Origin of the sequence: Singulisphaera photorubra, assembly GCF_045290345.1 — a bacterium.
Taxonomy (GTDB): Bacteria; Planctomycetota; Planctomycetia; order Isosphaerales; family Isosphaeraceae; genus Singulisphaera.
Window position 1 is genome coordinate 3,413,619 of record NZ_CP155447.1, and the last position, 23,864, is coordinate 3,437,482.

At 60.7% G+C, this 23,864-nt stretch carries 15 protein-coding genes and 1 rRNA gene; 9 read left to right on the forward strand and 7 right to left on the reverse strand.

Translation table 11 applies throughout. The features are described 5' to 3' along the window. Positions 1 to 157 precede the first annotated feature (157 nt). Positions 158 to 266 (forward strand): 5S ribosomal RNA (gene rrf / locus V5E97_RS13090). Positions 267 to 842: 576 nt separating this feature from the next. Here the strand turns inward: rrf and V5E97_RS13095 are convergent. Beyond that, positions 843 to 1,244 (reverse strand): thioesterase family protein, encoded by a 402-nt coding sequence (locus tag V5E97_RS13095; RefSeq protein ID WP_406699763.1) that lies wholly within the window; start codon positions 1,242 to 1,244, stop codon positions 843 to 845. A 253-nt stretch (positions 1,245 to 1,497) separates the two neighbouring features. Between V5E97_RS13095 and V5E97_RS13100 the strand changes: the two genes are divergently transcribed. From V5E97_RS13100 to V5E97_RS13115, 4 genes are all read left to right on the forward strand, one after another. Continuing rightward, positions 1,498 to 1,872, forward strand: coding sequence for an indolepyruvate ferredoxin oxidoreductase subunit alpha (locus V5E97_RS13100; RefSeq protein WP_406699764.1), 375 nt, complete (start codon positions 1,498 to 1,500; stop codon positions 1,870 to 1,872). A 159-nt stretch (positions 1,873 to 2,031) separates the two neighbouring features. After that, the gene (locus V5E97_RS13105) at positions 2,032 to 3,486 is read left to right on the forward strand and encodes a cytochrome-c peroxidase (protein WP_406699765.1); all 1,455 of its coding nucleotides are present in this window, start codon (positions 2,032 to 2,034) and stop codon (positions 3,484 to 3,486) included. Positions 3,487 to 3,749: 263 nt separating this feature from the next. After that, positions 3,750 to 6,719 (forward strand): hypothetical protein, encoded by a 2,970-nt coding sequence (locus V5E97_RS13110; protein WP_406699766.1) that lies wholly within the window; start codon positions 3,750 to 3,752, stop codon positions 6,717 to 6,719. 88 nt (positions 6,720 to 6,807) lie between these two features. Further along, positions 6,808 to 7,506, forward strand: a complete 699-nt coding sequence (locus V5E97_RS13115) for a hypothetical protein (RefSeq protein WP_406699767.1) — start codon at positions 6,808 to 6,810, stop codon at positions 7,504 to 7,506. A 289-nt stretch (positions 7,507 to 7,795) separates the two neighbouring features. On the opposite strand, the gene V5E97_RS13120 is transcribed toward V5E97_RS13115, so the two are convergent. Beyond that, positions 7,796 to 11,356 (reverse strand): alanine-zipper protein, encoded by a 3,561-nt coding sequence (locus V5E97_RS13120; protein ID WP_406699768.1) that lies wholly within the window; start codon positions 11,354 to 11,356, stop codon positions 7,796 to 7,798. 252 nt (positions 11,357 to 11,608) lie between these two features. Between V5E97_RS13120 and V5E97_RS13125 the strand changes: the two genes are divergently transcribed. The 3 genes from V5E97_RS13125 (at position 11,609) to V5E97_RS13135 (ending at position 15,379) form a co-directional block, all read left to right on the forward strand. After that, positions 11,609 to 12,325: a glycosyltransferase family 2 protein gene (locus V5E97_RS13125; protein ID WP_406699769.1), complete on the forward strand. Its 717-nt coding sequence runs from the start codon at positions 11,609 to 11,611 to the stop codon at positions 12,323 to 12,325. Beyond that, complete coding sequence (locus V5E97_RS13130; protein WP_406699770.1) at positions 12,325 to 13,938, forward strand: hypothetical protein; 1,614 nt, start codon at positions 12,325 to 12,327, stop codon at positions 13,936 to 13,938. The genes V5E97_RS13125 and V5E97_RS13130 overlap by 1 nt, the downstream gene beginning before the upstream one ends. Positions 13,939 to 14,026: 88 nt before the next feature. Then, entirely contained in the window at positions 14,027 to 15,379 is a 1,353-nt protein-coding gene (locus V5E97_RS13135) for a GNAT family N-acetyltransferase (protein ID WP_406699771.1), read from the forward strand. 490 nt (positions 15,380 to 15,869) lie between these two features. On the opposite strand, the gene V5E97_RS13140 is transcribed toward V5E97_RS13135, so the two are convergent. Together V5E97_RS13140 and V5E97_RS13145 are read right to left on the reverse strand one after the other, a co-directional pair. Next, positions 15,870 to 16,835 (reverse strand): zinc ribbon domain-containing protein, encoded by a 966-nt coding sequence (locus tag V5E97_RS13140; RefSeq protein WP_406699772.1) that lies wholly within the window; start codon positions 16,833 to 16,835, stop codon positions 15,870 to 15,872. A 272-nt stretch (positions 16,836 to 17,107) separates the two neighbouring features. Continuing rightward, positions 17,108 to 17,581, reverse strand: a complete 474-nt coding sequence (locus V5E97_RS13145) for an SRPBCC family protein (RefSeq protein ID WP_406699773.1) — start codon at positions 17,579 to 17,581, stop codon at positions 17,108 to 17,110. A gap of 466 nt (positions 17,582 to 18,047) precedes the next feature. Between V5E97_RS13145 and V5E97_RS13150 the strand changes: the two genes are divergently transcribed. Next, positions 18,048 to 19,556 carry a Gfo/Idh/MocA family protein gene (locus tag V5E97_RS13150; RefSeq protein WP_406699774.1) on the forward strand — a complete coding sequence of 503 codons (1,509 nt, stop codon included), beginning with the start codon at positions 18,048 to 18,050 and terminating at the stop codon, positions 19,554 to 19,556. A gap of 237 nt (positions 19,557 to 19,793) precedes the next feature. Here V5E97_RS13150 and trpD read toward each other — a convergent pair whose 3' ends face one another. The 3 genes from trpD to V5E97_RS13165 form a co-directional block, all read right to left on the reverse strand. Further along, positions 19,794 to 20,825, reverse strand: coding sequence for an anthranilate phosphoribosyltransferase (gene trpD, locus V5E97_RS13155; RefSeq protein WP_406699775.1), 1,032 nt, complete (start codon positions 20,823 to 20,825; stop codon positions 19,794 to 19,796). Beyond that, positions 20,822 to 22,390 carry a trypsin-like peptidase domain-containing protein gene (locus tag V5E97_RS13160; RefSeq protein WP_406699776.1) on the reverse strand — a complete coding sequence of 523 codons (1,569 nt, stop codon included), beginning with the start codon at positions 22,388 to 22,390 and terminating at the stop codon, positions 20,822 to 20,824. The genes trpD and V5E97_RS13160 overlap by 4 nt, the downstream gene beginning before the upstream one ends. 374 nt (positions 22,391 to 22,764) lie before the next feature. Further along, a complete protein-coding gene (locus tag V5E97_RS13165; protein ID WP_406699777.1) occupies positions 22,765 to 23,250 on the reverse strand; it encodes a TraR/DksA family transcriptional regulator in 486 nt (161 codons plus the stop codon). Positions 23,251 to 23,864 lie beyond the last annotated feature (614 nt).

Below are 23,864 nucleotides of genomic sequence, written 5' to 3' on the forward strand. Positions count from 1 at the left end.
CGACGTATTCCCATCCAATAACGGGGACCACGCGTCGTGAAGAGACTCGAAGTCGGTTGGTCATGCCCATCGAAGTGGCGGTAGGATCTTGCGTGACGACCACTGTGAAGCTTGAGCACAACGTAACCGGCGGGTTTGATCGCCTGCCGATTGCTTTTCCGGCGAACATACTGACGGGGTCCCACCCGTTCCCATTCCGAACACGGCCGTTAAGCCCGTCAGGCCCATGATAGTGCCTTTGGCGCGAAAGTCGGTGATCGCCGGAATCCTTCAAAAACGCCCCGATTCTTCCTCACGGAAGGGTCGGGGCGTTTTTCGTTGCGCGGCGATCGATCGGTGATGTTGTCGGTCGCCCGAGCGGGTGAGCACGAGCTTCGTGAAATCCGACTCCACTCGCGATTGATTTGCGGCCGGGATCGACGCTTCCCGTAGGGTGGGCACGGCCCACCATCCCGATCTCTTTGCGCAGGGCGAGGTTAATATGGTGGGCCTGCAAAGCTTCGCCTAACCAGTTATGAAATTATCAACGATTTACGATTGATCAGCGGCCAGAATTAGATTTCTCCCGTAGGGTGGGCACGGCCCACCATCCCTATCTCCTTGCCAAAGCAGAGGTTAAGATGGTAGGCCGTGCCCACCCTACGGGAAAATTAGCCCACCCCCCAGGCCGTGATTCGTTTTGAGTGAACGCGACTCCAAAGGGCCATCAGGGGACCAAGGGAATTACGGCCGGGCCGGCCGTCCTACTGGTTTCGATGATCTGCTCCGCCTGGATACGCTTCCCTGGGGATGAGTCTGGCTGCGCAGGATGTGGGCGATCCGACCTATAATAGATCAGATTGTTATTTCTTGGTCTGTTTGCGGGCGACCCGGCGCGCGAACCGATCGACATCAATGACCCGGCGACGATGCAAGCCGCGGGCGATCAGCTCAACCTCGTCGTGGGCTTCGACCTGGAATGTCACGACAGCTCCATCGACGTGAATCACCCGGGCTCGACAGACCACCGCTGAGCCCTCGGGGGTGGGGGCGAGGTGCTCGACTTCGATGAACGTCCCGACGCTCCTCTCATTGTCCTCGAGACAAGGCGCGATCGCCGCGCGTGCGGCATACTCCAGGTGGGCCACAAGCCAAGGGGTGGCCAGGATCGCCGGCATTCGCTCGTCGGCAAACCGGATCCGATTCCCTGCGTCAACGATCAAATGCTCTTCAGCAGACATACCCGTGCGAGGGATCGATTTCATCGCAGATATCGAGGTCGTGAACCTCGCCTCCTTCGTTTTAAAGCGGAATCGCCCAATCTTCCGCCCTAGACTTGACCCTCACCGTGCCGATAATGATAATCATTATTGGTCCAACTCATCGTCGTTGGGCACTTTTGCTTTTCGATCGCGTTTCCGGGCCTGACGGAATACGCTATGCTGGGGCTCGACCCCTCTTGGTCCATCGACTTGGCTGCTTTGGCGGCCTCAGTTAATCCCACCTGGACGCGATCCTATGGCTGCTGCGTCTTTAGCCGGCAAACCCCGAAAAGTCATCCCGAAAATTCTGGCGGTGATTCACGCCGACGGATGTACGGGTTGCGAAGCCTGTGTGGAAGTTTGCCCGGTCGAATGCATCTACAAGGTGCCCGGCGAGGAACACTCCAGCTTGCAGACCTGGTGCGATATCGATCTCGATCGATGCATCGGTTGTAAGCATTGTGCCCAGGTTTGCCCCTGGGACGCGATCGATATGGTCGACACCCTCGACGCGGCGCAGCACGTCGCACTCAAAGGTGGGCCGCCGGAATACGTCGAAAAGCATTGGGAAGACTTGGTCGATGCGGCCCAGCGGAACGCCGAGGGTCTGCTCGCGAAGAAGAAAAAATAGCTTGGTGCGTCAGGTTCGCATCTGAGCTCGTCGACCCTCGCTCGGGATTCGAGCCGGCGTGATTCATCACGCTGGCCCGATCTCTTTGCGCCTGTGTCTAAGGACGTTACTGACTCTTCATTGGCGTCGCACCTCGATCTTGACGGGAGGTCTTCAGGAATGTTGGCAAGATTCGGATGGGTCACGCGGTCGGCACTGGCTACGGCCTTGCTCGCGTTGGGAGGTTGCGGTGGAACGGGCAATGAGAAGGAGGAGGTCGCCTCGGCCGAGCCCTCCACGGCCTCTCCATCCAGCGGAGCGCTCGATGCGGCGGTGGCAAAGGTCTCCGACAAGGATTCGGCCGATAAGCCGGCCCATCTTGTCACGCCCGATCGTGCGGTCGATCCCAAAAAGCTCGTAGACGTTGTGGAGCAGGAAGTGAAGGGGGGAGAGAATGCGTCTCCCAGCCCCGAGAGCATCCTCTGGTTGCCGTCAGATCAGTCGAAGATTAAGGACGAGCCGCTCACGGTCAAAGTTCCGAAGGGCTTGAGCCCATTGATCCTCAACGTCAATGTGCCGGCTGCCAACCCCCTGACCAAGGGCAAATTTGAGCTCGGTAAGCAACTCTATTTCGACCCGCGCGTCTCGCTCGACGGCACGATTAGTTGCGCCACCTGCCACAATCCTGAGAAGGGGTGGACCGATCAGCTGAGTGTCTCGGTCGGCATCGACGGACACACCGGTGGACGTAGCGCGCCGACCGTCGTCAATACCGCCTACGGGAAGACGATGTTCTGGGACGGACGTTCTCCTTCGCTCGAAGGACAGGCGCAAGGGCCGATTCAGAATCCGATCGAGATGGGTAAGCAGTCGTACGAAGATATCGTACTCCGACTGCGGGCGATCCCCGGTTACAAGGATCAGTTTGAGAAGGTTTTCGGCACCGATGTGACTCTGGACGGGATGGCCAAGGCGATTGCCACCTTCGAGCGCGTGGCGGCCCTCTCGGGCAACTCGAAGTATGACAAGTACAACTCGGACGGCGACCTGACGGCCCTGTCGGAGAGCGAGAAACGGGGCATGGTCCTCTTCGGCCTCCGGCTCCGTGGTGATGATGAGTTCAAGACGAACGTGGCCCTCAAGAAGGCCGAGTGCACCTCGTGCCACACCGGATCCAACTTCACCAACGAGCAGTTCCACAACATCGGAGTGGGCTGGAACGCCGAGAAGAACGACTTCGCGGACTACGGACGTTTCGTGATCTCGCCCATTGGATCGAAGAACAACTCGGAACTCGGCGCATTCAAGACCCCGACGGTGCGCGAGATTGAGAAGTCCGGTCCCTACATGCACGACGGCAGCTTGAAGACGCTCGAGGAAGTCGTCGAGCACTACAACAAGGGGGGCAACCCCAACCCCTCGCTTGATAAGGACATCAAGAAGCTGAACCTGACCGACTCGGAAAAGGCCGACGTCGTGGCCTTCATGAAGGCCCTGACCGGCGAGCAAGTGAAGGTGGAACTCCCCACCCTGCCGCCCGGAACCGACGGCAAGATCCCCGATCCCCACGCCGCGCTCACGCCGCCGCCTGTGAAGGCCGCCGCGAATGTGTTCCATCCGGCCGTCCAAAGATGATCTGATGTGAATCTGTTCGCGTGAGCGAATCCATGAAGCAGGAGATCGCCCGGTGGGACTTTATGTCCCACCGGGCGATCTCGTTTTCCAGAGAGTGAGTGCGCGTGAGCTCTCTGGCTGCTCAAGGCGGGGCGGATACAGTTCAGCCAGGAAATAGGCTCTGGAGCGGTCTTGGGCGTGTGCTACGATGGGGTCGCTTCTCGCGAAGGCGCGAAGCTTACCTCGCATTCATATCGTGCTCGACGGGTCGGAGGTCTCATCCCTTGCGTCGATTTTTTACGCCGCTGCTCATTACGGGCTGCCTGTTGAGCCTACTCCTCGCCTGTTTCAGCAGCGTCCTGTTTCGTGATCGACAATTCTCCTATCGTGATGCGGCCCACTACTATTATCCGCTCTACCAGAAGGTTCAGAACGAGTGGAACGCGGGGCGCTGGCCGCTCTGGGAGACGGAGGAGAACGCGGGAATGCCCTTGCTGGGCAATCCGACCGCGGCCGTTCTTTATCCGGGTAAGATTCTTTATGCCGTCTTCCCCTACGCCTGGGGAGCGCGACTCTATGTGATCGCGCATACGATTCTGGCCTTCGTCGCCATGCTGGCCCTCATGCGGTCCTGGGGCACGAGCTGGACTGGCTCGACCGTGAGCGCTCTCTCTTACGCGTTCGCGGCACCCATCCTTTTCCAGTATTGCAACATCATTTTCTTGGTGGGGGCGGCCTGGACACCCTTGGGATTTCGCGCGGCTGATCGCTGGGTCAGGCGCGGAGAACGGATGGCGTTGCTCCAACTCGCTGTGATCCTCGCCATGCAAACGCTCGGTGGGGATCCCCAGTCCACCTACATCACGGGTGTCTGCGCTGTGGGCTATTCGTTCGTTCTCGCCTGGCTCAGAACCCGCAAACAGCCCTGGAAGATCAGGCCAGGAGTGGTCGCCGCCCTCCTTGCCGTCTTGGCCCTGGGCTATGCGGCGATTGTTGTGGGGCTGGCTATTCTCTTACCGTCGTATCGAGTCAGGCATAAACCTCCCCTGCCACTTGCCTGGATGCCGTGGGCGCCGTCGGTGGTCCTGGGGGTTTGGGGCGTGATCGGCGCGTTCCTCGTGATCCGCTCGATTCGGGGGAAGCGAGCACCCCACTTGGTGCCGATGCTCGCTGGGCTGGGGGGGGCGGCGATCCTGGCTGGTCTGCTTGGCGCGGTGCAGCTCTTACCGGTTTTGGAATTCACCCGGCAGAGTGGTCGAGCGGCCGGTGGAGGCCCGCACGATATCTATCCGTTCAGCCTGGAACCGCTCCGATTTTTCGAACTGTGGTGGCCGAATGTCTTCGGGTCGAATTTCTCCGGGAACACTCATTGGATGGGGCTGGTTCCCTACCTGAGCCAACATGCGCACGTGTGGATACCGTCGCTTTACATGGGAGGGTTGACCCTGATCCTGGCGATGGGTGTGCTTGGCTTTCGGAATGGCCCACCTTGGCGAGGCTGGTTGTCGGCGATCGCGTTGATCAGCCTTGTCGCCAGCATGGGCGAGTACAGTAGCCCCATCTGGTGGGCACGCCATATCCCGGCGTTTGCCGAGCACCTTGGCCCGCATGACCCGCGAGATGTGGGGGGGCTCCGAGTCGACGGAATGCTGCGTGATGGGGATGGTGGCGTTTACTGGTTACTGTCCACCTTGCTGCCCGGCTTCCGCCAGTTCCGCTACCCGAGCAAACTCCTGAGCTTCACGGCACTCTCCGTCGCGGGGCTGGCCGGCCTTGGTTGGGATTTTGTGCTCGTTCGATTGCGACGGAAGACGGCGGCTCTAGCCGCATTTTTCCTTTTCTTGAGCGTGGTGTCCCTGGGGGGCGTTCTGCTTCAGAGGCATCAACTTGTCGAGTTCTTCAGCGCGGGGGCCGCGAGTCAGAAGTCGTTGTTCGGGCCGTTCGATCCCCAAGGCGCTTACCGCGACTTGCTCTGGTCCCTGCTCGCCGGGACGGTCACCTTCGCGCTTTCGTTGGGCCTGGTGCTGAGGGGGTACCGTGCCCCCAAAGTCGCGGGAGTGTTGGCCCTCATCATGGTCACGGCCGACCTGACTCTTGCTAATTCAAGATATGTGTTTACCGTGCCCCAGTCGTTGATGGAGACCAAGCCGAAGCTCGTGGAATTGATCGAGAAGGCGGAGCGTGAACGCCCACAACCTTCGCCCACGCCATTTCGTGTGCATCGGATGCCGATCTGGGATCCGTACATCTGGCGTGAGGAAGCCTCATCGGATCGTGTGGCTGACTTCGTGAATTGGGAACGGAGAACCATCCAGCCGAAGTACGGCGTGCCTTACGGGATCCAGTACACCTTGACCATGGGGGTCGCTGAACTCTACGACTACGAGTGGTTCTTCGGCTGTTTCCCTCGGACCGTCGACGGCGCGACGGCAAGGCAATTACAGGTGAAACCCGGCGAGCAGATTGTCGTTTACGCTCGGCGTGCCTTCGACCTCTGGAATACCCGTTACTTTGTGATTCCTTCTCTCCCCAACGGTTGGAAAGATGAGCACCGAGCGTTTGCAGCATTTCTTGATGATTCCGAGCTCATTTATCCACCGAAAGAGCTTTTCAGCGGGCCGGGGGCTGAGCAGCGTCAGAAGGATTGGGTCATGAAGGAAGACTATCAACTCTACCGGAATCGCCTGTGCTATCCCCGGAGTTGGATCGTCCACGAGGGTAAGCCCATCAAGCCGATCGTGGGAATGGAGCGGACCGAACGCGAACGGCCGATGGAGGAGATCCTCTTCGAGAACGACCATTTTTGGTACGACCCCAGCCTCCGTGTCTACAACCCGAGAGAATTGGCCTGGGTGGATAGCGACAAGATGGAGGAGTTGAGTCCTTACCTCGGCAACGGATCTCCGGGAGCAGGGGAGGTGGTGACCGTCACCAAGTACGGCGAGCAACGCGTCGAGCTCGATGCCGTCCTCGAGCGTCCCGGCCTGGTGATCCTTTCCGACGTCTATTACCCCGGCTGGCGGCTTACGATCGACGACAAGCCTGCCCCCATTTATCGGACTAACCGCCTGATGCGCGGAGCGGCCGTACCGGCGGGGCGGCATCGTCTGATTTACAGTTATGAACCGGACTCATTCCGAATGGGGGGCCGAGTCTCCCTCGTGGGCCTGGCCATTCTGGTGACCCTGGGCTTCGTCTTTCGCCGCCGGCCGATTTCCGCGTGCCTGGCGACCCCCAAGGTGCTTGCTTCCTGAGACTCAAGACGTCCGCTGTTACTTCGGGCCGTTCATTCCCCGAGGCCTTCGCAACCCAATTCTCCACCTGAGGTCGATGATGAGACGAATGCCTGGCTTGCTTCTGATCGGACTTTCCGTTCTGGCTGCTCCGGCCTGGGGGCAAACCGCCAAACAACCGAAGGTCGCCCCGGGGCCCAGTGAACCCGATTGGGATGTCGTCTTGAAGCAGAAGTACGGTTTATCGATGTTCGCGGATTTGCTCAATCCGGTGAATACCACCCCCAATGCCACGCCCGGCCTGTTCCGAAAAGCAGGGCCGGGTCCGGTGGTGTATCGACCGGCGATCGCCCTCGGTCTGGTCACCACGAACCGGGGTGGGTGGTATGCGCCGACCAAGGATGACAAAGCACCCGAAAGTCACGAATTGTGGTCATATACATGGAAGAACACAACCGAAGATGTGAATTCGGGCATGAGGCTCCCGCCTCCCCTGGCGGCCGGCTCGAACACGTCGTTTGAGCCTGGGGAGAAGCCGTTCGGCCTCTGGGTCTCTAATGATGGGCTGAAGGACACATTGGTCTTCACTCAACCTCGTCTCGTGGAGGCGAACAATCCTCGCCTTGCCAAGCAGCCGTACAAGGCGATGATCTATCCAAATCGCGAGTTGAAGACAGGTAAGCTGATTCCGCACAGCTATATCATCGGTTGGGAGTATTCCACCAACGACGACTTTCAGGACATCGTCTGCGTGCTCGACAATGTCGAATTGGTGGTCGATGGGGCGGAGTCCGGCTCAGAGAAATAGATCGCGGAAACTCGCTTGGAATGCCACGGGGGCCGAATTGGCCACTCCTGGCCTTCCGCGAGGCGCCGCTCCTGATCTCCAGGAGGGTTGGAAAAGAGGTTCCGCAGCGTTGATGCGATCATCAGAGGGATGACGCATCGGGAATTTGCGAAGTGTTCGTGGGGCATCAACCCGGAGGGCAACCGTCAGGGCCAGCGGAAAGGCTCTTGACGGTCGCCCCTTGGGGCCGCGAATTGAAGAAGCTTGATCTCTGGCTTCCTGGATCACCTCGGAACCGATCGATCCTGGCTTAGAGGGATGGCTTCGCCGCTTCCGCTTCCTTGGCCTTTTCCGGGGTGGGCTGATCGGCCGGCGGATCGACTTTGGGTTCAACCTGGGCGGGTTTGTCGGCCTTGGGCTTCGCCTCCTTTTCCGTTGGCTTCGCTTCCTCAGCCTTGGGCTTCGCCTCCTCAGCCTTGGGCTTCGCCTCCTCAGCCTTGGGCTTCGCCTCCTCAGCCTTGGGCTTCGCCTCCTCAGCCTTGGGCTTCGCCTCCTCAGCCTTGGGCTTCGCCTCCTCAGCCTTGGGCTTCGCCTCCTCAGCCTTGGGCTTCGCCTCCTCAGCCTTGGGCTTCGCCTCCTCAGCCTTGGGCTTCGCCTCCTCAGCCTTGGGCTTCGCCTCCTCAGCCTTGGGCGTTACCTCCTCAGCCTTGGGCTTCGCCTCCTCAACCTTGGGCTTCGCCGCTTCTTCCTTGGCTTTCGTGCTCTCGGTCTCGTCGGGAGTCTTGGGAAGGGGGGGGACCGGTTGCCCCAGCTTTTCCAAGTAAAAGGCAATGATTGGGCGGGTCGGCAAGGTGGGCAACAACGTCAGTGCCGAGGTGAAATCTTCCGCGGCCTGGGTGGACTCGCCCGATTCGAGTTCGCAAAGTGCAAGCTCGTACTCCCAGTTGGCCTGGGTCGTCAATTTTCCAGGCAAGCTCATGAAGAGCGTACTTGCCGGCTTCGCTTCGCCATGGAGCAGCGAGGCACCCGCTCCCAGGGCCGCGAAACTTCGCTCGAGGCGAATCTGCCGGATCGCGTAGTTTTTCCAGAGGGATGATGCGTAGCTGTAGTTGCCGAGCAGGAAGTAGACGCGGCCCTGGCGGTAGGCAGGGGTCCCCGGCTCTGTCCCGAGAGTGGGGTCGTCAATGGTGGTGCTTGTGGCCAGGATGTCGAGTGCCTTCTCGGGCTGGCCGGTGTCGCAGTAGAGATCGATCAGAAGCGGTTTCACGGTGTTGACCGCGACATTGATCTGAAGGGCTTCCTCCAGTTCCTGGATCGCCAACCCGGGAGCACCTTGGCCCATCGCGAAATCCGCGCGATTGATGGGGCTGGCTTGTTGCTCGGCGAGCATTTCCGTCAGGCTGTCTTGAACCTGCTTGACCCGATTGTCCAGCTGATTGAATTGCTGGCTCAGTTGGCTCAGGAATTCCGGGTTCTCTTGATCCGAGTGCGCGATGGCTGCCTGGAGACGGTCGCGAGCCAGGTCAAGGAAGTTCATGGACATGTAAAGCTCGGAGAGCTCGAGATTGAGCCGGAACAGAGCCAATCGCTCCTCGGCCCGCCGGGGAGGCGGAGTTGACTGGATGGCGAAGTTCAGCGATGTGATTCGCTGGCGGAACCGGTTAATGAGCAACTGAGGCTGGAGCGCCACTCGATTGATGGCATCGCGATTCTCCGGAGTCAGCTTGAGGCCGGACAGCAACGCGGATTCTTGGACCATCAGGTCGCGATAGGCCCGGCTCAAGATCCGGTACGCCTGGGTGTCGTCCGGTTTCCGGCTCAGCGCGATTCGCGCTTCACGGATCGCCAGGAGGCAGCGGGCAGGATCGGGGAGCGAGGACGCGTCGGATTCGCTCGGTAGGCCCTGCAACCAACGCTCCGCCGCCTCGGTATGGGGTTGCGGGGGGACCCCGAAGCGATTCTGAAAGACTTCATCCATGCGACCCACCGGGGTAGGAGGCCGGTCAAACGGCGGCAGGGACTTCGTCGACTGATAGGCGAGCACTTCGGGGTCGAGCCGGCTCGACTTGAAGAAGGCGAGGTCTTTCGCCGGAGCATCCGTTCGGCCGAACATGACCACACTGCCGTCGTCGTAGAAGGGGATCCAGTTCGGACTCTGCATCAAGGCCCGATAGGTTTTCGGCGCGGTCGACGGCTCGATCATCACGGCGCTGATTTCAAACCGATCGAGCAGTGGTTTCCAGGTCTCAACCGCATCTTCCGCCAGGGCGAGCCGGATCTGGTGCAATTCCTCCTGGAGCGGTTGCGGGTAGAGGTGGCTGCGACCGTCAATGTACGGTTTCTGGAGGGGAAACGCCTTCCAGATCAGCGAATCGCCCTGGAGTCGAGTCGTGTTGAGGATCTGGCCTTGGAGATCCTTGGTCCGCAGGTAGTCGGCCGCCTCGAAGGCGAAGTCATCGGGGTTGAAGCCGAATCCAAAAACACTGTCCCCCGCCGTCCGGCCGTAGCCTGTCAGGCATTTGGCGACCATGAGGAAAACCAGAAGGATGGTCACGAATCGACCGCCGGTCGACCAGATCGACCAACCTCGGCCGAGCCGACCTTCGATCCCGAACCGGTCCTGATACCACTCCTGACCATTCAAGATCAGCGTGGCGGCGAAGACGATCGCAAAGAGGCTGCCGAAACGGATGTAGAGAGCCCAGAGAAACGCCATGACGGCGAACGAGAGGAATCGACCGACCGAGAATCGCTTGCGGTTCAGCGCGAACGAGAAAAGGCCAACAAGGACGATCACGAAGTAGAAGGCGATCAGTAACAACCAGACCGAATTCGCTTGCGCGGGGTCACGCCCACGAATCGCCTTGCCGAAATACGAAAGCTGTTCGCTCGAGATCACACCGCCCGCGGGCTGAAAGAGTTGAAGGAACGGGTCGATCGCGGCGAGATAGGCCAGGTGCCAGGACGGGTTCAGCAAGCAGACCGCCGCGCAGATTCCCAAGAGGATGAGGCCGCGACTCAAGGGCAGGGGATCCGCCTCTCCCTTGGGAGTCGTCGTTTTTGCCGTGAAAAGGCGGCCGATGACCGTCGCTGTGAGCACCAACAGGCCGATCAGGAACGAGTCGCTGACGTTGGCCCAGAGCAGAAACAAGGGAATCAACCCATAGGCGGCACGCGGACGGCCGAGGTTGATCGCGCGGTGCAGTAGCAGCAACTCGATGGCCAGAAAGAGCTGTCCCCAGGTCTCCGGTGACACGGAGGCCGGCCCCGCGATCCCACCCATCATCACCCCCAAGGGGCTGTAGACCGCTCCCAGCGCGATGGTGGCGCAGAGGGCCGACCACCACAGGCCCGGTCCGGTCCGGCGGATCCCCAGCAAGACGAGCAAAGTCGCCACTCGGACCAGGGCCGTTAAACCGACCAGCGCCCCCGCACCTACCTGTTCGGAACGCCGCGTGGGCGAGATCGTGTCATTATTGTCGGGAGGAACCAGGCGGTAGGCCCCGTCGTAAAGCAGAGCATGGCTCCACTCGAAGAGCCAAGGGATGTTGATCCAACGTTGGCCTTCCATCGTGTACGAGAACGTGTCCGTGACGAGCGGGACCGGAACCCCCTTGGCCGCCATGATCTGCCCGGCCTTCAACTGCGACCAGATTGCGGAATGGGAGATCTTATTGGCCGAGGCGACGAAGACCAGCAAGACGACCCCGAGAACCACGTACAGGTCGTAATAGGCGTTCCACTCCCGCACGCGCTCCCCAGTCCAAGGTTCGGGGGCGGGAGGGGGCGACTCGGCGACCGCTGCTGCATCGACGGAGGAGGCCGTTTTCTCGGACTCGGAGCGGGATACAGGCGTTTCGGATTGGGTCATCTGATCAGTCGCGGCTGGGGATGAGTGACGAAATATGGCGCGCACGCCGTAAGGGTGAAGAGTGGTCACTATGCTAGAAGGCCTTCACAGGCTCGGTCAAGAGGGGTGGATGAATCCCATCAAGGTCTCGCTGGTGGATTTCGTTGACTTCCCATTCTCGGAATCTAGAATGCGAGGGTCCAAGAATTGCGAGAAGATGAGTTAAGATGATAAGAGTGCGGGAATCAATGTTTGTGGGCCGCGAGTTCGCGCATGAGAATTCTCACCGCTATCCCTGTTCACAATGAAGAGGCTCACCTCGAGTCCGTCCTGACCGAGGTCCTCCGTTTCAGCGAGGACGTTCTCGTCGTGGACGATGGTTCCACCGACCGCACTCCCGAACTGCTCGGGAACTTCCCGTCAGTCCAGGTGATTCGGCACCCCAAGAACCTTGGATACGGCGCGGGGCTCCGCAGCGCATTCGAGCGAACCCTTGAGGGGAAGTACGACGGGTTGGTCACGCTCGATTGTGACGGCCAGCACGAGCCGTCCCGGATTCCCGAAATCGCGTCTCACCTGGACCAGGCGGACATCGTTTCGGGGAGCCGCTATCTCCAGATCTTCGACCCGACTCAAATCCCGCCCGAAGAGCGGCGGCGGATCAACGTCGAGGTGACGCGCTGGCTCAATGAGTGCTTGGGGCTGAACGTGACCGACGCGTTCTGCGGCTTCAAGGCCTATCGGGCCTCGGCACTGCCGGCGTTCGAGATCACGGACCTCGGCTATGCCATGCCACTTCAGGTCTGGGTCCAGGCGGTCGCCCATGGATTGTCGATCCTCGAGGTCCCTGTTCCCTTGATTTATCTCGACGAATCGCGAGCCTTCGGGGGCGCCCTCGATCAGGCCGACTATCGTCTGAATCACTATCGGTCGGTCTTTCACGAAGCGATGCACCGAGCGGGTCTTGAGGTTTCCGGGGGATGTCGTTGATGAGCACGCACCGCCTGCGGGCCCCTTCAGAAGACGGAGCCTTGCTCGCGGTTCCTCCCCTGGATGACGCGGTCCCGGTCACCTCCGGCAATATCGAACGACTGGAACGCTGGGACTACGACTTCCAGGGAAGACGCTCCAGTCGGCTCCGGGGGCAGGTCCGCGCGCAGGTCCTCAAAGGCGCACGCGACTACCTGGCTCGGCTCGGACTCGACCTTCCGGTCAATGTCGACTCGTCGGCCCCCTTGGTCGTGACCGGGCATCAACCCGAGCTTTATCATCCGGGCGTCTGGGTCAAGAATTTCGCCGTCGCCGCGCTTGCCCAGCGTCAGCGCGGGATCGGCCTGAATTTCATCGTCGACAACGACCTGCACAAGTCATCGACGATTCGCGTTCCTCAGAAAAGCGTCGACGGCGGCCTGCACGTCCAACGGGTCGAGTACGACCAGTGGACGGGCGATCTTCCGTTTGAAGATCTGAACGTGAAAGACGAGGGCCTGTTCGAATCGTTCGGGACGCGAGTCCGCGACGTTTTGACCGACTCGGTGGCTGATCCTCTGATTGAATCGTTCTGGCCGTTGGTGCTCAAACGCCGCGAACAGACCCGACGCCTTGGCTTGCGGTTCGCCGCGGCCCGCCGGGAGCTCGAAGGATCATGGGGGGTCCACAACGCCGAGATCCCTCTGAGCGCCGTGTGCGAGACCGAAGGCTTTCTTTGGTTTGCCTCGCACATTCTTGCGGATCTACCCCGGTTCCAGACCGTCCACAACGAGGCCCTGGCCCGTTATCGCGCTCGCTATCAAATTCGGAGTCGGCATCATCCGGTGCCTGCGTTGGGTCGTCAGGACGAGTGGCGCGAGGCTCCCTTCTGGGTCTGGCGCGGTTCGGAACCGAGACGTCGATCGCTCTTTGTCCGCCAACTCCCCCGAACCATGGAACTTCGCGCCGAGGGTGAGGACCAACCGTTTCTTGAACTGCCGCTGGGCCCCGATCGCGACGCTTGTTGCGCGGTCGAACGATTACTGAGCTTGCCGGCCCAACGAATTCGCCTGCGCACCCGGGCGCTCACGACCACGATGTTCGCTCGACTCCTGCTGGGCGACCTGTTCGTCCATGGAATCGGTGGCGCGAAGTACGATGAGCTGGGCGACGAAATTATCCGCGGCTTCTTCGCCATCGAGCCGCCCGACTACCTGACGCTCTCGATGACTCTCTGGCTGGGGCTTGGTCTCGATCCGGCGGGAGCGGAACGACTGGCGGCTCTCAATCGCTCCCTCCGCGACCTCACCTATAACCCCGACCGCCATCTCGCGGACCTGACGCCCGAGCTGCAAGCGCTGGTGGCCGCGAAGCAGGCCGCAATCGCCTCGGCCGTTTCGTCGCACCCCGAGCGTCGGGCGCGATTCCAGGAGATCCGCCGGCTCAATGAATCGCTTCAGGCGGGAGTCACTCAGGTACGCGACCAGTTACAGACTGAGCAAGCACGCATGGTTGCAGTTGTAGGGCGAAATATGGTGGCAAGGAACCGAGAATATGCGTTTGTGCTGCATTCTGAGCGGCGATTGCACGAAGTGATGGTAGGATCGATGGCCCTGCCCGCGTCGGGTGAATGAGTTCTATCGAAAAAAACGCCAAAAACTCAGCCCTTGATTGCGGCGAACCCCTCGGTTTGGCCTTAGAATAATTGATGAGAGGGCATCAATGAGGCAACGGCTCCGGTCGAGCGGTTCGATCCTCCGCCCCGCTTCGAGTTCCAGGCGGCGCGTCTCCAAGGTGGTCGTCCCGATGAAAGTTCCCTCGCCGGTTATCCGGCTCCCGATTCGTCGCGGCTCCGTCGAATTCTGCCTCGGTACTGAGGCAGACCATGAAGCTGTCTATCAGTCGCTGCTGCACGTCTTCCACGGTCCCGATCGTGAAGCGTACTTAGGGGCTCTGAGCGACCCGACCTACCGGCCGGAGCAACGCTTGCTCGTCAAGGTGGACAACCGGCTGGTGAGCCACATCCACCTGACCGAACGGCGGATCCGCTATGGGGCGGTTGAGCTGCCGCTGAACGGCGTGATGTGGGTTGGAACGCTGCCCGAGTATCGGGGCATGGGGTTTGCGCAAAACCTCATGCGGCTGGCCGATGATCGCGCTCGAGAAACGGGCGCGGTGGTTCAGGCCCTGACGACCGGTATGCCCCAGTTCTACCGTCCACTGGGCTGGGGAGTCTGCGGCCGTCAGACCTTTGGCCAGACCCTGAGCCGCAACCTGCCCCAGGTCAGCGATGGCCTGATCGAGGGGCGAAGCGGTTTCTGGAACGTTCGCCCCTGGCGCCAGGTCGAGCTCAACGACCTCATGGCGCTTTATGAACTCCAGTACGCCGATACCACCGGGGCCGTCATCCGATCCGAGGATTACTGGCGATGGATTATCGGGCGTAAATATGCGCATGTGATTTGGGTTGCTTGCCAGGGCGAAACGGTCCGTGGCTACGCGTTTGTCAAGGATCATAAGATCCTCGAGATCGCGTCTCACCCGGCTCATCCTCAGGCGCTCAAGGCCTTGCTCGGCCGGGTACGAGCTGAGGCCCTGGAGCGGGCCTATCCCGAGGTGATCGTCCACGCGCCGGTGGACCATCCCGTGCTCGAGGCCTTCCGCGCGGCTTCAGGCAAGGTGATCGACCAGGAGGAATACGAGGGAACGTGCTCGATGTATCACATTCCCAGCATCGACCACTTTCTCGAGTTGATCCTCCCCGAGTTGGCTCGTCGCGCAGAGCAGGCGGGGGCCACGGGGCCGCTGGAACTCGGCATGACCGTGGGGGATCGACGCTGGCTGGTTCACATCGAAGGGAAAAAGTCTCGGGTCGAACCGGACAAGCTCAGCCGGAGGCACCTGACTCTCTCCCCGTCCACCTTGGTTCGGCTCTTGATGGGACACAGTGGGATCGATGGAGCGGCCACCGAGGAAGGCTTCGAGTCGTCCACCGGCACCGCCCTCGACGCCGCACGGGTCCTCTTTCCGGTCCGCCCGATCTGGCGGAGCCCTCTCGATAGCGCAACCGCATAAGGGATCAGTCATCACTCGCTTCTCGTTGTGACGTGGGAGGGCGGGCCAAGCGGTCCGCCTGCTGATTCCCAACGGGCGGGCTGTTTCGGGCACTGTCGTCCGGCCGGCCCGGCCGGTGGAAGTGCGCTCGCTTACATCCCGACAAGCTCACCCTCCCTCGTACGAAGAGATGATGGGAGCGGTGACCCGCCTGGTTGCGTTGCTTGCGACCTGTGGTTTCTCCGGTAAACCTGGGCCCCAAGGTCGTTGAAGGCCACTCCGGAACGCCAATGTTTAAAGGGCCGCAATCTGCGTGCGCGCCTCATCAGCTTCGGAGCATTCACGCTCCGACGTTCGGTCGCTACCGTATTGGTGGTGCTTTCATTCGAGGGACCGAACAGCGCATTGTCCAGGGGCGCAAAGCTCACGGCGAATCAAAAAAATAACGAAAGCGGAGCGGTCACATGACCGCCCCTCCTTGTGATTTTCACCAACGATCCGCAACCGACGCTCAATTTCGGGCGTAGTGGTTTTTGACCGATGGGGACGCCAGGTAGGCCGAGACGGCCGCGTAGACCAAGAGGATCGCGATTCCGAGTCCCAGTTTCTGAGAATCGAGATGATCGGTGATCGGCTCGATGGCCACGTTCGCGGCGTCAGGGTCGTCCGTGTTGTGCTTGTTCTCAATGGTCCGGGTGGCTTGGTTCGCCTCGAAGACGGGCATCGCGATCAGCGCCGCAACGTCAATCATGGCTCCAAGTGCGAGTGCGACCATGAGCAGTTTCGCCGTCCGCCCACGCAGCAGATGCACGGCGGCGAAGCAACCGAAGAGGCAGACGGGGATGAAGTACTGGCAGCCTTCGACGCCTTTGAACCACTGGACCGTGGAGTAAAGTGCCAGGATCAGGCTGCCCAGGAGCGACACGAGCGCAATAATGGTCACCGGAAGCGGGGGCCCGGTGGATCTCATGGGCGCGGAGGGGAGCAGATCATCGTCAAGCTGAACGCGCGCCCCGGACTCAAGGTCGAGACCGCAGGACGAACAGATCGACATTCCGACAGGCACAACGCCGCCGCAAGTGGGACAACGGCGCGCCTTTGACCGCGCTTCCGCGGCCAATTTCCGCTTGGGAACGGAATTGCGCTCATCGAAGAGCAGGAGGGCATCGGCGGCCGTCTCTGGCTTGGCCGCGCGGGCCGGAGTTGCAGCGGCCTCGGTCATCAGTGGGAGATCGAACGTCTCTCTCAAGTCCCCCGAGGACGTCGGCAATGAAAAATCGCCGTGGCCGCCAGACTGAAGAAGCGAGGAGGCGGCGCTGGCATCGACATCGCTTCGCTCCGTTGCCGGATACTGCGATGAGTCGGGACCGACCTGGAACTTGGTCCCGCACTTGGGGCACTTCAATCGCTTCCCGCCCGACTTCTCGGGTAGGTTGAGGATGACTCCACATTGTAGGCATTGAATGGTGCGAGCCATAATTATTTATCCGTAGTCCCAGCGCTGTCTACAAGTTTCAAGTAAGCGAGTGTTCGATCGCCACGCCAGAATATTGTCGAAACTTTGAGGATCTGAGAAACCCAGTATTCCCAAAGTTAAACCCCGAAACAGTTATCGAGTTTCGAGCATTCGTCTGCTTCTACATGAAAAGTATGGCGAATTCTAGCTCACGAAAATCACGCAAGCTGACAATCCGGCAACTGTGGGACCACACTTGAACGTAGATTCCATCAGACGTTGCGACCGTCGAATTAAGAGGTCGCGGACAGGGGGGAGTCCCCCTTCTCGACCATGCGGCGGGTCACTTGATGACGGTAGTCGAACAAGCGATTCAATCGCGTTTCGACGAATTTTTTTCCAAAACATCGCCCCAGCCAACCCAGGGGGGGCGTGTAGTCGATCTCATCCCGCAGGATCGTTCCTCCCGCCTCGTCATCGAGAAAGAGGTGACGATGATACCAACTGGCAAACGGTCCGCTCACCTGTCGATCCGCAAAGAGCCGGCCAGGCTCGTACTCGGTATGTTCGGCGACCCAGCGCATCGGGATCGGACCCAGCCTCACTTTCAAGACGACACGGCTGCCAGGGCGCAGAGAATCCCCCCCCTCGACCAGTTCGACATGCTCCCATGGAGGGGACAATTGTTCAAGGGCCCCACGACTCTCATGAAACGCGAAGATCGCTGAGGGGGGCGCCGCGATTCGCGATTCTTTGACGAAACGCATTCTCACCTCACATCGGAGATGAACCAGCCTCAGCCAATTGAAGGAGTCGTCGGCAACGCGAGGGAACAAAGACAAAACGTCCCACTGACCGTTTCCTTAGAACGAGTGTGAGGCATTCCACGACGTTTGTCAATAAGGTCTCTGATTGCGTGAATGATTGCATTTATTGTCAGAACCGGTCTTCCGCAACGTCCATTCGTATTATACGGCGAAAAGCGGTCAATAGTTTGGGACTTGCCCGCCGCGGATCGCAAGTCCTTGACCGAATCCCAGATGAGAGTTAGTCTAACGGCTAGATTTTCGATTTCGGCTACGGTCGCTTAGTTGAAGAGACTCTCTGCCTGGAACCTCCTCGACAACGATGACGTGATCTTGGTCGAGGACGAGTCGCCGATTGTGGCGGGACCGTGACTGCCGGGTTGCGACGCCCAATTGCCGCAGATTCCCAGCCCCCGGAGCGAACACGATGACTGAGAAGCCAGTGGTATCCCGTCGAAGCTTCATGGAGACCGCGGGCGTGGCGACGGGGGCCGTGGTGGCCGCCGGCACTTTCGCCCATCCGGCGATTGGCAATGTGAAGGGAGCCAATGACCGGCTCAACTTCGCGATCCTCGGCCCCGGTGGCCGCGCCCAGGCACACATCGGCCACCTGCTGGCGATGAAGAAGGAAGAGAAGCCGGTCGACATCGTCGCGGTCTGCGACGTGTGGGACGGTAACAAGGCCGTGGGGCGTGGTCTCTATCCCTCGGCCGAGCGCTGCGGCTTGGATCCGAATGACAAGGAGCATGTCACCAAGGATTACCGCAAGCTGCTGGAATCCAAGGACATCGATGCGGTCGTCATCGGTACGCCCGACCACTGGCACGCCAAGATGTCGATCGACGCCATGGACGCCGGTAAGGACGTCTATTGCGAAAAGCCGATGACCCACACGATCGAGGAGGCCCGCAAGGTGGCCGAGACGGTCCGACGGACTCGGCAGGTCTTCACCGTCGGCGTTCAGTCGACGGCGCACCCCCAGTGGATGATGGCCAACGAGATGGTCACCCAGGGCAAGATCGGCAAGATCGTCCAGGGCCAGACCCAGTACTACCGCAACAGCGACGTGGGGCAGTGGCGGTACTACAAGCTAACTGAGGACATGACCCCGAAGACGGTCGACTGGAAGATGTTCCTCGGCTCCGAATTCGGCCTGGCCCCGGATCAGCCCTTCAACCGCGCCCGCTATGCTCAGTGGCGCTGTTACTGGGACTTCGGCGGCGGTATGTACACCGACCTGTTCGTCCACCAGCTCACCCACCTGATCATGGCCATGGGTGTTCGACTCCCGAGCCGGGTGGTCGGTGGTGGCGGCATCTATCTCGAGTACGATGGTCGAGACGTGCCTGACGTGGCGACCGTTGTGGCCGACTACGACGAAGGCTGCCAGGTCCTGATCACTGCGACGATGGTCAATAACACGACGATCGAAGAAGTGATCCGCGGCCATACCGGCTCGATCGTGTTCTCGGGCGATGGCTTCGACCTGATTCCTCAGGCAGTGAGTGGGGCTCCCGCACCGCCGTCCCGCAACGGCAACAAGGGGGGCGGCACGCACTACAACGCCAAGTTCGACCCGGGCGGCGACAAAGACACCCGGGCGCTCTGGGATCATTTCATCGAGTGCATCCGCTCGAGGAACCCCGAGACCCGTTGCCCGGCCGACCTCGGCTATGCCGCGATCGCGACGGTGAACATGGGCGTTCAGTCGTACCGCGAAGGCAAGGCGCTCTTCCTCGACAAGGGAACGGGTACCGTTTCCGATGCGGACCGTTCGTGGGCCGCTCGCTGGGAAGAGCGAAGCAAGCTTCGTGGCAAGCCCAACCACGTCATCGGCTGGAAGGCCGGCGACGAAGGTTCGTTGCTCCACGCCCCCGAGTACCAGAAGCTTGAAGGCGATTGGATCGACGGTCAGGATCCCGCCGCGAAGGCGTAATTCAGGCCTCGCTCTCGCACATAACAAGCGGCCGTTCCCGGAACATTGGTTCCGGGAACGGCCGCGTTTTTTTTTGGTCCCCTGGACCGTTGGGGCTCACCTTCCTCAACGTGTTGGTTCGGTCGTTTCGGGGGTGGTCTGCCGTCTCCTCGCGCAGGGGAACCAGGGGGTACCGGCCGAGAGCCGGTTTCTCGAATTCCGCTGCGGTCGTGGGCGTCAGCAGGGGCGAAGCTCGCGCTACGAGGCGGACCGGCTGACCGTTTTCCAGCGATCGAGCAATTCGCCGGCTGCGCCACTGTCGATGATGCCAGAGGCTCGCTCGACTCCGTCCCGAAGGGTGTCGACAACGCCAGCGACCAGGAGAGCCGCTGCGCTGTTGGCCAAAACCGACTCGCGGACCGGCCCTTGCTCCCCGGCCAGGAACCGGGAGATCAGCTTCGCGCTTTCGGGCGGACCCGAGACGCGGAGGTCTCCCGCGCGAGTGGGAGTGAGCCCAAAGTCTTCAGGCTGCCAGTTTTTGAGGGTGACGACACCCGATTCGACCCAGTGGACTCGCGTCATGCCTCCCAGGGTCACCTCGTCGAGTCCGTCGGAGCCGTTGACAACGGCTGCCCGCCGGCAACCGAGCCGGCACAGGGCAGTGGCGATAAGTTCCGCCTGGGGTTCGCCCGGCACGCCGACGAGCTGAAACTCGGGGCGCGACGGGTTGACCAGGGGCCCCACCAAATTGAACAAGGTGCGGAAGGGAAGCTGACGTCGTACCGGGGCGGCGAACCTCAAGGCTGGGTGATGCCTGGGGGCAAAGAGAAACGTGATGCCCACCTCGGCCAGGCAACGGCGGACGACCGTCGGATCGGCTTCAACGATGACGCCCAGTTCGGCGAGAACCTCGGCGCTGCCCGAGTTGCCTGATGCGGACCGATTGCCGTGTTTGGCGATCGGCACACCGCACGCGGCCACCACGATTGCGGTCGCCGTCGAGATATTGACGGTGTTGGCACCGTCTCCGCCGGTCCCGCAGGTGTCCAGGAGAGGACCGGGAAGGCCCGTTGGGTCCCAATCCGCCATGCGATCACGGACAGCCTGAACGGCTCCCGTGAGTTCGTCGGCCGATTCTCCCTTGACGCGCAAGGCCGTCAGAAAGGCGCTGACGAGTGCGTCGGAGGCCTCGCCGGACATGATCTCGGCGACCGCGGCCGAGGTCTCCTGCGAGGACAGGTCGCGGCCCAGACCGAGGCCCTTGAGTGCTTCGCTAAGTCCTGATGTCATGGCACGCTGACCGAGTGGCGTTCGATCATCCCTTCCACCAATCGGTCGATCTCCAGTTCGAGTGACTTCTGGTCGGTCGATCGGTTGAGTGCTTTGACAGCCTGGTCGGCGGTCGCGATCGACTGGCCATCAACCTTCGAGATGATGTCATTGGTTTTGAACACGCCTGCCAGCGGGCTATCGGGCTCGACTTTCGCGACGACGGCGCCTTGGGGATTCCCCGGCAGGCCGAGCCGCCGTGACGTCGCATCGTCGAGTGTCGAGAGTTCCAGGCCCATCGCGTAATTCGAAGTCGAGTCCGGCCGGACTGGTCGACGGAGGGGGCCACGCGGAAGCGAACGGTCCGGAATCGGACCGGTCTGAACCACTGTTCGATCCCGTTCACCCACCTTGACGACCAAACGAATCTGCTTGCGTTCCCGCAGAACGATGAGCTCGGCGGGCTGGCCGATCGGGGCCATCGAAACCATATTGATGAGGTGGTTGAGGTCCTGAACCTCGACGCCACGGAACCGAAGGATGATGTCATCGTCCTTGAGCCCCGCATCCGCGGCGGGTGAGAATTGATGAACGACCGAGACCCAGGCCCCCTTGGTGCGGTCGAGACCGTGGGAGAGCGCATCCTCGGTGCGATACTCGGTCTCACGATGGAGGTCGATCCCGAGCGCCCCGCGCGTCACTCGACCATTGGCGATCAACTGGTTCATGATCCAGTGGGCCAGGTTCATCGGGATGCTGAAGCCGACCCCTTCATTGCCGCCGCCGTTGGAGGCGATGGAGTTGTTGATGCCGATCACCTCGCCCTTCATGTTGACGAGCGGCCCTCCCGAGTTCCCCGGATTGATGGCGGCGTCGGTCTGGAGGAAGTCCTGATTCTCGACATCCTCGAGCTCGTCCATGTGCCGCCCTCGGGCACTGATGATCCCCTGGCTGACCGAATGCGTCAGGCCGAACGGACTTCCGAGAGCAAGGACCCAGGTTCCGACGGGGGCGGCGTCACTATCACCGAGGCGAGCTGCCGGCAAGTCGTCGCGGCCCAGCCCGAGCACGGCGATATCGGCCTTGGCGTCGAGCCAGGTGCGGTTGGGGCGGATCGCCGTGCCATCCTTGAGGAAGATCTTGATCTTCTCAGCCTGGGCTCCCTCAACGACGTGGTTGTTGGTCAGAACGTAAAGGTCGTTCCCCCGGTCGGCCCGTACGATCACACCTGAGCCGGTCTCCTCGAAACGGCGGGCGTGCGAGGCGTCGTCCCCCCGGCTCGACTTTTGGGCCACGATATGAACCACGGCAGGCGAGACCGCCTCGGCTACGAGCTCGAACGTGCGGTTCACGTGAGCAAAAAGTTCATACTGACGGGCAAGCTTCTCGTAGAGTTCAGCCTCGTTCTTCGCCTTCGCGTTCACGGGGCGAGCCGAGGCCAAACTGGACCCCGAGGCGGATTCAGGCCGCGCGTTGCCGGTCGCCTGAGCCGAGACGAATGCCCCGCCTCGACCAAAGGTTACACCGAGAATGATGCCACTGGCCAACGTTGCCAGAAGCACGTACGGAGAAGAGGGGCGAGACATGATTGACCGATCTCCACGCCAGGACCGACAGGAGGGCGGAGCAGAGGATGTTCGTCGAGTACATCTCCGACCTACTAACCAGGCCGGCGAGCAGGCTTTCCACCACTAATATAGCCCCGCGTCTAGGGGCAAGTCAAAGAGCGACTCAGCGCGAGGAAACGAAGACCAAGGGGGAAATCGGGAAGACTCATCTCCCCCCAAACCGTTGAGAGAAGCCTGCAACTCCCAGCGACCGTGATTCCCGCCTGCTCAGAGACGCTCATCGAAGTCCGACATGAGTCCAAGGAGCTTGGGGAAAAAAAAGGAGGCCGCCGGAATTTCCGGCGGCCATCTCACGCTCGAAGAATGAATCTGGTCGAACCATCCGCAAATTCTCAGCGGCCCGTTTCGCTCATATCCATCTCGAAATCGCTCAGTCGGATGTCGGAGTCGCCGTCACTGTCATCGCTCGGCTTGTCATAAATCTTCGCCCAGCGCTGGTCATCAGCGCCTGCGCCGAATGCTTGGCCCTGCCGCTCATTCTCGCGTTGGCAGTCGATACAAGTATTCGTGTAGGGCAGCGCGTTAAGTCGAGCTTCGGCGATCTTGGTGTTGCAGAATTCGCAACGGCCGTAAACGCCTTCAACGATCCGCTGCAGGGCATGCTCAATCTGACCGAGTTCGCGGCTTTCAATCTCGACCAACTGCGAGCAGATCTCGTCGTTGGCGGTATCGACGGCGGCGTCGACGTTGTCGCCAACCCCATTGAGAGCGGCAAACTGACGGAAGCTCTCCAGGTCACCGGTCAACGCTTTCCGCAAGGCGTCTCGTCGTGCAACCAACCGTGAGTGAAGTCGAAGCAATGCATCTTTGCGGGCCATGTTACACCTCCCAGGTGTACGTCGAAGCGGATCAACGGTTGCCGAGATCGGACCGACGGACCCGCGCTATTCACTCGAAGCAGAAAACCCGGTCACGAAAAAAACAATTCAACGGATCCGAGATCAAAAAAAGTCGGACCGGGTTGTGTCCAACAGTCTAGAACCCGATCGCCCCGATCTTCGCAGAACCACCCTCAAGGGAAGGTCTCGCGTCGTATCACCCGAGCACATTATGCGCCATAGGCAAGAGACGGGGACCTTTTTTGCCAAGTCTCAGAACTTATACGTCGCTCCGACGCAATGGTTTGCTATAATTTTGCATTTTTTTGGGGAAGCGAACACGGTCACCATTGCGAACACGGCAACACCTTATTCAGACGTACGTTCCGACTCTCCTCACGTGTTGCTTTCTTTCCGCATTTGAAGCACAAAAAACGCCGCGCCGGGCTCTGGCGGACAATCTGACCTGGGCGTAGGGGAAACAAGGGTGGGATGGCCGTCGTCCGTCACCATTCTCATATCGAGATCTCGCCCATCGTGCGTCACTACTTCCTCGCAAATTCTTGGGAAGTCATCAGATGCAATCGCTTCAAGACGCCCAAGTTCTCGATTCG